This is a genomic window from Streptomyces sp. TLI_185, assembly GCF_003814765.1.
GTDB lineage: Bacteria > Actinomycetota > Actinomycetes > Streptomycetales > Streptomycetaceae > Streptomyces.
In genome coordinates this window covers 9,886,920-9,899,420 of record NZ_RKRB01000001.1, presented here as the reverse complement: position 1 = coordinate 9,899,420, position 12,501 = coordinate 9,886,920, and the positions used below count along the sequence as shown (strand labels likewise).

The 12,501-nt window shown below is 69.4% G+C and carries 11 protein-coding genes; 6 read left to right on the top strand and 5 right to left on the bottom strand.

The genetic code is table 11. From position 1 onward, the window contains the following. Positions 1–48: 48 nt before the first annotated feature. Positions 49–1,227 carry a MalY/PatB family protein gene (locus tag EDD92_RS45470; RefSeq protein ID WP_123969690.1) on the bottom strand — a complete coding sequence of 393 codons (1,179 nt, stop codon included), beginning with the start codon at positions 1,225–1,227 and terminating at the stop codon, positions 49–51. A gap of 159 nt (positions 1,228–1,386) precedes the next feature. Between EDD92_RS45470 and EDD92_RS45465 the strand changes: the two genes are divergently transcribed. Both EDD92_RS45465 and EDD92_RS45460 read left to right on the top strand, forming a co-directional pair. Next, positions 1,387–2,217 (top strand): SAM-dependent methyltransferase, encoded by an 831-nt coding sequence (locus EDD92_RS45465; RefSeq protein WP_123969688.1) that lies wholly within the window; start codon positions 1,387–1,389, stop codon positions 2,215–2,217. A 115-nt stretch (positions 2,218–2,332) separates the two neighbouring features. Beyond that, entirely contained in the window at positions 2,333–3,715 is a 1,383-nt protein-coding gene (locus EDD92_RS45460; protein WP_123969686.1) for a S1 family peptidase, read from the top strand. 926 nt (positions 3,716–4,641) lie between these two features. On the opposite strand, the gene EDD92_RS45450 is transcribed toward EDD92_RS45460, so the two are convergent. Both EDD92_RS45450 and EDD92_RS45445 read right to left on the bottom strand, forming a co-directional pair. Then, positions 4,642–4,830: a hypothetical protein gene (locus EDD92_RS45450; protein WP_123969684.1), complete on the bottom strand. Its 189-nt coding sequence runs from the start codon at positions 4,828–4,830 to the stop codon at positions 4,642–4,644. Between the two features lie 99 nt (positions 4,831–4,929). Further along, positions 4,930–6,090, bottom strand: coding sequence for an ROK family transcriptional regulator (locus EDD92_RS45445; protein ID WP_123969682.1), 1,161 nt, complete (start codon positions 6,088–6,090; stop codon positions 4,930–4,932). Between the two features lie 168 nt (positions 6,091–6,258). Between EDD92_RS45445 and EDD92_RS45440 the strand changes: the two genes are divergently transcribed. Genes EDD92_RS45440 through EDD92_RS45425 form a run of 4 tightly spaced genes read left to right on the top strand, consistent with a single transcriptional unit; the run spans position 6,259 to position 10,765 of the window. Then, positions 6,259–7,224, top strand: coding sequence for a carbohydrate ABC transporter permease (locus tag EDD92_RS45440; RefSeq protein ID WP_123969681.1), 966 nt, complete (start codon positions 6,259–6,261; stop codon positions 7,222–7,224). A gap of 19 nt (positions 7,225–7,243) precedes the next feature. Further along, positions 7,244–8,161: a carbohydrate ABC transporter permease gene (locus tag EDD92_RS45435; RefSeq protein WP_123969680.1), complete on the top strand. Its 918-nt coding sequence runs from the start codon at positions 7,244–7,246 to the stop codon at positions 8,159–8,161. 10 nt (positions 8,162–8,171) lie between these two features. After that, a complete protein-coding gene (locus EDD92_RS45430) occupies positions 8,172–9,521 on the top strand; it encodes a sugar ABC transporter substrate-binding protein (RefSeq protein WP_185124334.1) in 1,350 nt (449 codons plus the stop codon). Positions 9,522–9,565: 44 nt separating this feature from the next. After that, positions 9,566–10,765 carry a Gfo/Idh/MocA family protein gene (locus EDD92_RS45425; protein WP_123969679.1) on the top strand — a complete coding sequence of 400 codons (1,200 nt, stop codon included), beginning with the start codon at positions 9,566–9,568 and terminating at the stop codon, positions 10,763–10,765. 28 nt (positions 10,766–10,793) lie between these two features. Here EDD92_RS45425 and EDD92_RS45420 read toward each other — a convergent pair whose 3' ends face one another. Further along, positions 10,794–11,492, bottom strand: coding sequence for a L,D-transpeptidase (locus tag EDD92_RS45420; protein ID WP_123969678.1), 699 nt, complete (start codon positions 11,490–11,492; stop codon positions 10,794–10,796). Between the two features lie 200 nt (positions 11,493–11,692). Then, a complete protein-coding gene (locus EDD92_RS45415; protein ID WP_123969677.1) occupies positions 11,693–12,490 on the bottom strand; it encodes an SDR family NAD(P)-dependent oxidoreductase in 798 nt (265 codons plus the stop codon). Between the last annotated feature and the right edge of the window lie 11 nt (positions 12,491–12,501).

Here is a 12,501-nt window from a genome sequence, read left to right as displayed (position 1 = left end):
GAGCTGTCACGTGTCCATGACACCCCCACCTGGCCGTCTGGGGTCGCTTCAGGCGAGTGCCAGGGCCATCCGCCGGACGCCTTCCGTGATCAGCTCGGGTGACGTCGCCAGGTTCAGGCGTACGTGCCCTGTCCCGCCGGAACCGAAGGGGATCCCGGAGTTCAGGGCCACCCTCCCCCGCTCCAGGAACACCTGCGCCGGATCCTCGCCGAGGCCGAGTCGGCGGCAGTCGAGCCAGGCCAGGTAGGTGGCCTCGCCCGGGCGGTGGGCGATGGCGGGGAGGTGTTCGGCGAGCAGGCCGGTGAGCAGGCGCCGGTTGTCGTCGAGGCCGGTGAGCAGCGCGTCCAGCCAGGCGGCGCCCTCGGTCAGGGCGGCCGTGTGGGCGATGACGCCGACGTGGCTGGGGCCGTGGCTGACCTCCTCGGGCAGACCGGCGAGGTCGGCGGCGGCCGCGGGTCCGGCGATCGCGAGCGCGGCCTTCAGCCCCGCCAGGTTCCACGCCTTCGACGCGGACATGAGGGACAGACCGCTCTCCCCACCGGGGACGCTCAGGTACGGCACGAAGTCGGCGCCCGAGAGGGCCAGCGGGGCGTGGATCTCGTCGGCGACCACGCGGACGCCGTACCGGTCGGCGAGGGCGGCCACGGCGGCCAGTTCCCCGGCGGTGTGCACGGTGCCGGTCGGGTTGTGCGGGCTGCACAGCAGGTAGGCGGCCCGGCGTCCGCCGGCGACCGCCTGCCGGAAGGCCTCTTCCAGGGCGCCGAAGTCGATGCGCAGGTCCGCCCCGAGCGGAGCCTCCAGGACCTGCCGGTCCATGTGTCCGACGAACTGGTAGAAGGGCGGATACACGGGCGGGTTGACGACCACCGGATCCCCGTGCCCGGTGACCAGCTTGAGCATCTCGACGACACCGAGCATGACGTCGGGCACGATCGCGGTGCGCTCCACGGCGAGCCCGTCCCATCCCCACCGCTTCTGGGCGAACCCGGCGAGCGCCTCGGCGTAGGCGGTGCCCGCCGGGTAGCCGGTGTCCCCGAGCCCGAGGGCCTCGGTGACCGCGCGGACGACGGGTTCGGCGAGGGGCACGTCCATCTCGGCCACCCACAGCGGCAGCACGTCGGCCGGGTAGGTGCGCCATTTCATGCTCGTACGACATCGCAGGCTCTCGAGGGAGAGTGCGCGCAGGGGGTTCGGTTCACCGGACGTGTCGTGCGGGGTGCTGGTCATGGGGCACAAGATAGGGGCTGCGGTGTGACCTGGCACGACCTGGAAGCGCCTGCGGGGAAAGGATCCGCACCGCACTCTCGGCAGACGTCAACAACGCCGTCTAGATTGCCGGTTGACGTCGTACTCAGCGCACCATCAGGCACTCCAGGAGCAGAGCCCGTGACGGAGAACCCGGCAGCCACCGAAGATCCCGCCGCGGCGCTGCGCAGCCGCATCGACACCCTGCGCCCGCACACGGCCCGGATCTGGAACTACTGGCTGGGCGGCGGCGACTACTACGAGGTCGACCGCATCGCCGGTGACAGGATCCGCGAACTCCATCCGGCCATCGGCGAGTACGCCCGCGCGGACCGCCTCTTCCTGGGCCGTGCCGTGCGTCATCTGGTGGCGGAGGCGGGGATCCGGCAGTTCCTCGACATAGGCACCGGCCTGCCCACCGCCGACAACACGCACGAGGTCGCGCAGCGTCTCGCCCCGGATGCGCGGATCGTCTACGTCGACAACGACCCGCTCGTCCTGGCGCACGCCCGCGCCCTGCTCACCAGTTCGCCCGAGGGCCGCACGGACCATCTGGACGAGGACCTGCGCAATGTCGACTCGATCCTGGAGCGGGCCGCCGACACCCTGGACTTCACCCGGCCGGTCGCCCTGATGCTGCTCGGGGTGGTCATCTTCATCGGAGACGACGAGGACCCGTACGGCATGGTGCGGCGTCTCATGGACGCGCTGCCCTCCGGCAGTCACCTGGTCCTGTCCCACACCATCACGAGCCCGGCGCTGTCGGAGGTGGACGAGGCGGTCCGGTTCTGGAACGAGCACGGCATCCCGGCGCTGACCCAGCGCACCCCCGAGGCCGTGGCCCGGTTCTTCGACGGTCTGGAGCTTCTGGAGCCTGGTGTGGTCTCGTGCTCGCGCTGGCGGCCCGAGCCGGCGGAGCCGGTTGAGCCGCAGGAAGTGGCCCTGTACGGCGGGGTGGGCCGCAAGCGGTGAGAAGATCGCCCGCGCGCTGAACGCGACCGTCCCCGGCCACGTATGGAGGGAGGGCGCTCAACGACCGGAGTGCCCCGCGGTGTTCGCACCGCGCGTTCGGGTTCGGGAGCCATGCATGAGGCACGCACGACGACGGATCGTCCGGCGAGTGACGCGGCTGGCGGCCGTCGGCGGACTCCTCCTGGGAGGAGCGATGGTGACGCAGGCCGCCATGGCGAGCGAGACGACCGGTACCTCCGCCCTCCCGTTCAAGGCCTCGGGGACCTCGGACAACCCCGGGGCCGCGCTCGTGTCCAAGCTCGGCACCTCCCGGACGGCGGGCACCTGGATGGGCGCGGACGGACGTCCGGTCGTCGCGGTGACCGACGACGAGGCGGCGGCCGAGGTCAAGCGTGCGGGCGCCGAGGCGAAGATGGTGTCGCACAGCATGAACGAGCTCAAGGCGGCGACGTCGACGCTGCGTGCGGCGCCCCGGGTCGCGGGCACGGCATGGGTCATGGACTACCGGACGAACCAGGTGGTGGTGCAGGCCGACAGCACCGTCTCGTCGACGGACTGGTCGAACATGACCAAGGTCGCGGGCGGCATCGGCAGTTACGTCCGCATGGAGCGCACCCAGGGCACCTTCACCACCCGCCTGAACGGGGCGTCGCCGATCCTGTCCACCGGCGGGCGCTGCTCGGCGGGCTTCAACGTGACGAACGGGCAGAGCGACTTCATTCTCACCGCCGGGCACTGCGGGCCGACCGGGTCCATCTGGTTTGCGGACAACCAGGGCAACCAGCAGCTGGGCAAGACGGTGCAGCAGAACTTCCCCGGCAGCGACTTCTCCCTGGTCCAGTACGCGAACGGCTCGGCGGGAGGCGGGGCCGACATCGTGGCCATCGGCAACGGCAACGGGGTGCGCATCACGGGAGTGAGCGATCCGGCCGTCGGGGAACGGGTCTTCCGCAGCGGCAGCACCAGCGGACTGCACGACGGCGAGGTCAAAGGGCTCGACGCCACGGTCAACTACCCGGAAGGCACCGTCACCGGCCTCATCGAGACGAACGTGTGCGCCGAACCCGGGGACAGCGGCGGCCCGCTGTTCTCCGAGGGCATCGCGCTGGGCGTGACCTCGGGCGGCAGTGGTGACTGCACGTCGGGCGGTACGACGTTCTTCCAGCCGGTGACGAAGGCGATGCAGGCGCTCGGCGTCCAGATGATCGTGTCGAAGCAGGCCGCCGCCGGGCAGGGCGCCTCGCCGTCCGCCGCTCCGTCCGCTTCGGCCACGCACAGCGCGATCGCACCCAGCGCGGCCTCGCCCGGCTCCTCGTCTCCCGTGACGGGCATCACGGACGGTTCGACACTGCTGGCCCGGCTCACGAACCCGCAGAACGTCGGTCCCGGGATGCTGGTGATCGGAGGCAGTCTGCTCGCCCTGGTGGCCACCCGCTGGATCCGCGCCGAACAGGACCGCAAGGCGTACCGGCGCTACTACTCGGCCACGTGGGGCTGACGGTTCAGCCGAGGGCAGCAGGACGGTGGCGGCCGCGGCACCCAGCAGGCCGGCCGTCTGCCGCCGGGTGACGCGTTCGTGCAGCAGGGCCAGGCCGAGGACGACGGGAAGTGCCGGGTAGAGGGAGGCGAGGACCACGGCGACGGCGAGCAGCTGCCGCTGGGCGGCGAGCGGACAGAGGATCAGTCCGAGGGCGGCTCCGGCGCCGACGAGGAGGGCCTGGGCTGTGAGGCGTATCGGCAGCATGGTCCCTTGTCGGGGCCGCATCACGGTGGGCAGCAGCAGGCATACGGCGGCGACCCGGCCCGCAGCCACTGGCCACAGTCCGGCGGACAGGCCCCGCCAGTCCGAGCGCGACGTACTGCACGGCGACACCCGCGCCGACCAGCAGACTGTCCCGCACGCCCGCACCTGGCCGGGCCGGTCCCCCGCCGGCGACGAGCCAGAGGGCGGGCACCGTCACCGTGATGCCCGTCCAGGCCAGGGCGCCGAGGCGGTCGCCGAGGGCGAGTACCCCGCACAGCACGGACAGGGCGACGCCGGTCACCGCGCTGACCGGCACGACGACACTCATCGCACCGCGGCTCAACCCTCGGTTGAGGAAGTGCATGGCGGTGCCGCTGCCGACGCCGGACAGGGCGCCCAGAGCAGGTCGGCGGGGCGGACGACATCAGCAGGCACAAAAAGGGCGGCCATGCCCGCAAGGAGCAGGCCGCCCAGTCGGCCGAGGAAGGTGATCGTGGTGAAGGGAGCGCGGCGGGACAGAAGCCCGCCCGCGGTGGGGGCGCCTCCCGGCTCGAGCAAAGCCGAGGGCTGGGGGACGACGATGCCGTAGCAGACCGCCGAGGCCAATGCGAGGAGGGGGCCCATCCGATGTGGGGTGCCCCGGTCCGGGGCTGTGATGCGCGGCGGGCGTCAGGTGGTGCTCAGGCCGCCCGCGCCGGCTGCGGGGCCGCGGCGGCCCACTCCAGGACGAGACGCCGGTACTCCTCGCGCTGCTCGCCGCTCAGTGTCCCGCCCGACCGGCGCCACAGGGCCCGGATCTCCTCGTTGACCTCGGCTGCTGCCGAGCGCTCGGAGACGGGTTCAACAGTGGTGGACATGCTGTGAAGCATACGGCCCCGAAGGTGAAGGCGCTGTGAGTAAGGCGACATCTAGCGGGCATATCGGACGTGTTGCTGATCACGTCCATCTGGCAACCCTCGGCGCCGAGTTCAGGCTTCCGCCGCCCCCAGCACCAGCACCTGGATCGCCAGGACAGCCGCGCCACGGGCCCAGTCGTGGAAGTCGGACACCTTGGTCTCCAGAGGGACCGGGCCTGCCATCGGATGCCTGTGGGCGGCGATCGTCTGCCGCACTGTGTCTCCGGCCACATCCATCAGGCCGACGCCCTCGCCGGCAAGGAGGATCTTCTGCGGCATGACGAAGTTGGCGACCTGCGCGACGAGGGTACCCAGGGCGCGCGCCGCCTCGTCGATGACGCGGGCGGGCATGGGTTCACCGGCGGCGGCGAGGGCGAGGATCTCCTCGTACGTCCGGTCGCGGCCGGTGGCGGCCCGGACCTGGTAGCGGATGCTGGAGATGGTCAGCAGGGAGACGGCGCTGCCGCGTTCGCCGTCGGGGGTGAGCGGTCCGCTGGGGTTGATGATCCAGTGGCGGCCGAAGCCGCGGTCCTCCTCCGCACAGGGCACCCGCTTGCCGCCCAGGACCAGTCCGTAGCCGATGCCGGCGCCGATGGTGAGGACGACGAAGCGGTCCAGTCCGCGCCCGGCTCCGAACCAGGTCTCGGCCTCGACGAGGGCGGCGACGTCGTTCTCGACGACGACGGGCAGCCCGGTGCGTTCCTCGACGAGCCCGGCCAGCGGGACGTCCCGCCACCGCAGGAACGGCGACTCCCCCACCACGGCCCGGTCCTCGACCAGACCGCCCACGCCGATTCCGATGCCGGCGAGTCGCGGATGGGCGCGGGCGAGCTCGTCCGTCATCTCGGCGAGCACGTCGGCGACTTCGGCCGGCTCGTGGGTGGTGAGCGGGCGGTCGTAGCGGGCGACGATGTCGCTGCGGAGGGTGGTCACGACGCCGTAGACCATGTCCTCGGTGATCTTGAAGCCGATGAAGGAGCGGGACTCGGCGACGACGGCCAGCGGCTGTGAGGGGCGCCCCTGGCGCGCCTCCGCCGAGGCTCCGGCCTCGGCGGCCTCGATCAGCAGGCCCGACTCGATCAGCGGTTTGGTCAGCCGGGTGAGGCTGCCCGCGGAGAGGTCGAGCCGCCGGGCGAGTTCGGTGCGCGACAGCGGACCGTTGACGAGCACCTCGATCGCCACCGAGCGCTCACCGGGGCTCAGCGGAAGCCAGCTGTCGGCAACTGTGGTCATGAAGGTCAGACTCCCACATGATTTTTTTTGCTACGAAAGCAACCAGCTCAGGATACCGCGCTTGAGCTCGCTTCAAAAAGGTAAGTACGGGCCCCTTGACGCGTTGATTCTTTCGCAACAAAAGTAAGTGGCCTGAGGACGAGCCGCCGCGGACGAGGGAGTCTCCCGATGACCATCGCCTCCAGCAGCCCTCCTTCGCGCCTGCCACTGCGCGGCGCGGAGGGGGCAGGGACCGAACAGAGGACGGGACGGGCCAAGGCCCGTGAGAACGGGGGCGACGGACGGCTGGCCGCGGTGTTCATCGCGCCGGCGCTGCTGGGCTTCACGGTCTTTCTGCTCTGGCCGACGCTGCGGGGCATCTACCTGAGCTTCACCCGCTTCAACCTGCTCACTCCGGCCGAATGGGTGGGCCTGGACAACTACATACGGATGGTCCACGACCCGATCTTCTGGGACTCGCTCAAGGTCACCGTCGAGTACGTGGTCATCAACATCGGTGTCCAGACGGTGGCGGCGCTCGCCGTCGCGGTACTGCTGCAGCGGCTGACGCAGTCGGCCGTGCTGCGCGGGATCGTGCTGACGCCGTACCTGATGTCGAACGTCGTGGCGGGCGTCGTCTGGCTGTGGATCCTGGACACCCAGCTCGGCATCGGCAACCAGATCATCGGGGCGCTCGGCTTCGACCACATCCCGTTCCTCGCCGACGAGAACTGGGCGATCCCCACGATCGCACTGATCAACGTGTGGCGGCACGTCGGCTACACCGCGCTGCTGCTGTTCGCCGGGCTCATGGCCATCCCGAACGACATGTACGAGGCGGCCCGGGTGGACGGCGCGAGCGAGTGGCGGATGTTCTGGCGGATCACGCTTCCGCTGCTGCGGCCGGTGCTGGCGGTCGTACTGATCATGACGGTGATCGGCTCGTTCCAGGTGTTCGACACCGTCGCAGTAACCACCATGGGCGGCCCGGCGAACGCCACCAACGTGCTCCAGTACTACATCTACGGCGCCGCCTTCGGCCGCTTCCAGTTCGGCTACGCCTCGGCCATGTCCGTGGCCCTGCTCGTCGTGCTGAGCGCGATCACGTTCCTGCAGTACCGGCTCACCCGGGCCGGACAGAGCGACCTCGGCTGACGGAAGGGAGAGAAACGACATGGCTGCCGTGGCAACCACCACGACCGTACGGCCCACCAGACGCCGGCCCTCCTTCGGCCGGATCGCCGCCTGGACGGTGATGGCCGCGATCCTGCTCATCACGCTGCTGCCGTTCTACTGGATCCTGCGCACCGCGCTGTCCACGAACACCGCGCTCGCCGCCCATCCCGGCGACCCCCTGCCGGTCGACCTGACGGCCGGCGGCTTCGAACGGGCGCTGGGCCTGCAGTCGGCCAAGGAGGCGATCGCGCAGGGCGGCGCGGGCGGCGGGCTGAAGTTCTGGCGCTATCTGCTCAACTCGGTGATCGTCTCGACGCTGATCACCGTCTGCCAGATCTTCTTCTCCGCCATGGCCGCGTACGCCTTCGCGCGGCTGAGGTGGCGCGGCCGGGACAAGGTGTTCGGGCTGTTCCTCGCCGGGCTGATGGTGCCCGCGATCTTCACGCTGCTGCCGAACTTCGTGCTCATCAAGCAACTCCACCTGGTGGACACACTGTTGGGCATCGCTCTACCGACGATGTTCATGACGCCCTTCGCGGTGTTCTTCCTGCGCCAGTTCTTCATGAACGTCCCGCGCGAGGTGGAGGAGGCCGCGCTGCTGGACGGGGCGGGGAAGGTGCGGATCTTCTTCCGGGTGCTGCTGCCGATGGCGTCCACGCCCATCCTCACCCTGGGCGTGCTGACGTACATCACCTCCTGGAACGACTACTTCTGGCCGCTGATGGTGTCCTACAGCGACAGCTCGCGTGTCCTGACCGTGGCACTGGCCATCTTCCGGGCGCAGACCCCGCAGACCGGCTACGACTGGTCCGGCCTGATGGCCGCGACCCTCATCGCCGCGCTTCCGATGCTCGTGCTCTTCGGGTTCTTCGCCCGCCGCATCGTCAGCACCATCAGCTTCACCGGGATCAAGTAAGGGGACTGGCATGCGAGTTCGGATGCGGAGCGCCGTGGCGCTGACCGGCGCGCTGGCGCTGTCCCTGGTCGCCGGGTGCGCGAAGGGCGGCGGTGCAGGAACGGGCGCGAACACGGTGACGTACTGGCTCTGGGACTCCAACCAGCTGCCCGCCTACCAGGCCTGCGCGAAGGGGTTCGAGAAGGAGAACCCGGGCCTGAACGTGAAGATCAGCCAGATGGGCTGGGACGACTACTGGACCAAGCTGACCGCGAGCTTCATCGCGGGCACTCAGCCGGACGTCTTCACCGACCACATCCAGAAGTTCGGCCAGTTCGCCGATCTGAAGGTCCTCGAACCGCTGGACGACCTCGGCGTCAACCCCGTCGCCTACCAGTCGGGGCTGGCCGACAACTGGGTCGGACAGGACGGCCACCGCTACGGCACGCCGAAGGACTGGGACACCGTCGCCCTCTTCTACAACACGAAGATGGCGAAGGCGGCGGGCCTCACCCCGCAGCAGCTCAACTCCCTGTCCTGGAACCCTAAGGACGGCGGCAGCTTCGAGAAGGCCATCGCCCACCTCACGGTCGACGTGCACGGCAAGCGCGGCGACGAACCGGGCTTCGACAAGAACCATGTCAAGGTGTACGGCCTCGCGACCGGCGGTGGCGGCGACGGCGACGGACAGACGCAGTGGAGCAACTTCGCCGCGTCCGCGGGGTGGAGCTACACCGACAAGAAGCGGTGGGGCACCAAGTACGACTACGACAGCAAGACCTTCCAGTCCGTGATCAAGTGGTACTTCGGGCTGGCGAAGAAGGGCTATCTGGCGCCCCTGACGGACTACAGCGCGGGCGCCAACCCGGCCAACGCCCAGGTGGCCGCGGGCAAGGCGGCTACCGCGTTCGACGGCGCCTGGATGATCTCCACATACTACGCGATGAAGGGCATCAAGGTCGCCACCGCCTCCACACCCGTCGGCCCGACCGGCAAACGGGCCACCATGATGAACGGACTCGCCGACTCCATCACCAAGAACGCCCACAACAAGCAGAGCGCCAAGAAGTGGGTGCGGTACCTGTCATCGGACGCCTGCCAGAAGATCGTCGGTCGTTACGGCATCGTCTTCCCGGCCACCCCCGCCGGGACGAAGGCTGCGGTGGCCGCCTACGGAAAGAAGGGCATCGACGTCACGGCGTTCACCGAACCGGTCGCCGACAAGAAGGACTTCAGGACCTTCACCTTCCCGATCACCAACAACGCCGCGGACGTGTTCGCGCTCATGCACCCGGCCATGCAGGGGATCTACGGGGGCGGCAAGGCCGTCAGCAGCCTCAATCAGACCAACGACCAGATCAATCTCATCCTCTCTCAGTGATCTCTCGACCAGTGATCTCCCGACCAGTGAAGGACACGCCTCACATGACGTTCTCGCTCGGCATCGTCGGTGCCGGCCAGTTCTCCGGCCAGTTCGCCACCCTCTTCCAGGCCCACCCCGGCGTCAGCGACGTCTATGTCACCGACCTCCTGCCCGATCGGGCCGAACAGCTTGCCGCCGCCCAGAAGTTGGCGGGCACCTTCCCCTCGTACCAGGCGATGCTGGAGTCGGAGGCCGTCGACGCGGTCGCCATCTTCACCCAGCGCTGGACCCACGGACCGCTGGTCCTGCAGGGCCTGGGAGCCGGCAAGCATGTGTACTCCGCGGTCCCGATGGCGATAGCCACCGAGGAGATCGCCGCCATCATCGAGGCGGTCAAGGCGACCGGGCTGACGTACATGATGGGCGAGACCAGCCAGTACAACCCGGCGACCGTGCACGCCCGCAACCAGATCGCCGAGGGCGCCTTCGGGCGGATCTTCTACGCCGAGGGCGACTACGTCCACGACATGGATCTGGGGTTCTACGAGGCCTACCAGTACAGCGGCGGCGAGAACTGGAAGCAGACCGCCAGCTATCCCCCGCTGCTCTACCCCACGCACTCGGTGGGCGGGGTGCTCGGCGCCTGGCAGACGCACGCGGTGAGCGTGTCGGCGATCGGAGTGGTCGACGAGCGGGGCGACGGTGTCTTCGACAAGGACGTCAGCCAGTTCGGCAACGACTTCTCCAACGCGACCGCGCTGTTCGAGGTGGCGGGCGGCGGGTCGTTCCGTACGAACGAGTTCCGGCGGGTGGGCTATCCCTCGCACATCCGGGAGTCGCGTTTCCGGTTCTTCGGCACCGACGCGAGCATGGAGCAGCTGGCGACGGTGGCGCTGTGGCAGGACAAGAAGGGGGTGAAGGACATCAGTGAGCTGCTGGAGCCCAAGCCCACACTGTCTCCTGACGACCCGTCACTCCAGCACATCGCGCCGGATCTGCGGGCCGCCTTCACCTCGGGTTCGGCTCCGGTGCACGACCGGGCACGGCTGCCGCGGGAGTTCGACAACCTGCACAACGGCCACGAGGGCAGCCACCACTTCCTCGTCGACGACTTCGTGACCGCCGTGAACACGCGGTCAATGCCGTCGGTGAACGCATGGGTGGCCGCCCGCTACACCCTGCCGGGCATCGTCGCGCACGACTCGGCGCGACAGGGTGGAGCGCGGCTGGAGATCCCGGACTTCGGGGACGCTCCTCAGTAGCCCGGTGCTCAAGCCGGGCACCTGCCGCTCAGGTGCCCGGCTTGCGGCCGTACACGAAGACGTCGTCGCCCGTCTTCAGCAGCGACCAGTACTTCTTGGCGTCCTTGGGGGTCATGTTGGTGCAGCCGTGCGAGCCGGGCGGGTTCCACATGCTGAGGTTGACCGAGTGGAAGGCCTGGCCGCCGTCGAAGAACTGGCTGTAGGGCATCGGCACGTTGTAGAGGTTCGAGACGTGGTCGATGTCCCGCCAGTAGATCTTCTTCAGGCCGGTGCGGGTCTCGTAGCCGTCACGGCCGGTGCGGACGGGGACGGGGCCGTAGACGAGCCTGTTGCCGTCCTGGATCCAGCTGAGCTGCAGCGTCAGGTTCACACAGGCGATGCGGCCCTTGTTGACGGGGCACGCGCCGTCCCGGTTGGGGTTGTTCCCGACGGCCTTCTGCTTGTTCATGAGATCCATCACGCCCCAGGTGACGGAGCCCGCGTACCCGATGTTCGGGGTGATGCCGTGCTTGGTCTGGAAGGCCTTGATGGCCTTGCAGTCGGTGGCGGACTGTTTGCCGTCGACGGTCAGGCCGAGGAACTTCTCCACCTGCTTCTGGTAGGGCCCGGTCTGCGTGGTGCAGCTCGTGGCCGCCTGCGCGGGCGTCGTCCCCAGCGCGAGTGCGAGCGGCGCCACCAGTCCGGTGATCCCGAGTGCGACGGCTCCCCGTCTGCGTATGTCCCCCATGGCCTGCCTTGCCTTTCGTGCGGTTGGGTCGGTCAGATCTGCGATCTCTGCCAGCTAGACCGGCGTCCGGCGCGATCGGTTGCAAGGCCTCCCCACGATGCGACGAAACGGTGACATTCGCAGTGCCGCAGGTCACAGCGTGATGCATGCCCCACGGGCGGGCCGTCTGCGTCCCTCGGTTCTCACCTGTCCCGGGAGTCTCAGACGTCCCGGTTCTGTCGTGTCGTCCTGAGGAATCCTGTGTTCACCGCGGTGACGCCGCCGTCGACCGTGAGTGAGGTGCCGGTGATCCAGGCCGCGTCCCGGGAGGCTAGGAAGGCGACGGCGGCGGCGATGTCGTCCGGCTCTCCGACCCTGCCGAGCGGGTACAGCGGGCGCAGGGCTTCGAGCTCGTCCTCGCGGCCTTCCCACGCCGAGGTGCGCACCGTGCCGGGCACCACGAGGTTGACGCGGACGCCCCGGGCGGCGACGTGCGCGGCCATGGTGCGGGTGAGGGAGACCAGTGCGGACTTGGCTGCGCTGTAGGCGTGGTTGCCGAAGTCCTGAAGGGCGTTGACGGAACCGATGTTGACGACGGCGCCGCGGCCGGAGGCGGCCAGGTGCGGGAGGGCTGCGCGGCAGCAGCGGTAGGTTCCGGTCAGGGTGATGTCGAGGTCGCGGTCCCACGCCTCGTCCGGGCCGTCCTCGAAGAGCGGGGTGTCGGGGGTGCAGCTCGCCGCGCTGTTGACCAGGACGTCCAGCGAGGCGAAGGTGTCGACGGCATGCGCGACGGCCGCGTCCACGGAGGCCCGGTCGGCGACGTCGCACCCCAACGCCTCGGCGGACAGGCCCTGTTCACGCAGGACTGCCGCGGTCCTGGCCGCCTCAAGTGCGTCCACGTCGGTCAGCAGCACCCGCGCCCCTTCCTCGGCGAGCCGCCGGGCGGTGGCGGCTCCGATGCCGCGGGCGGCGCCGGTGACGAGAACTCCGTACCCCTCGAAGCGCTTCGTGTCAGCCATGGGCTGAAGCT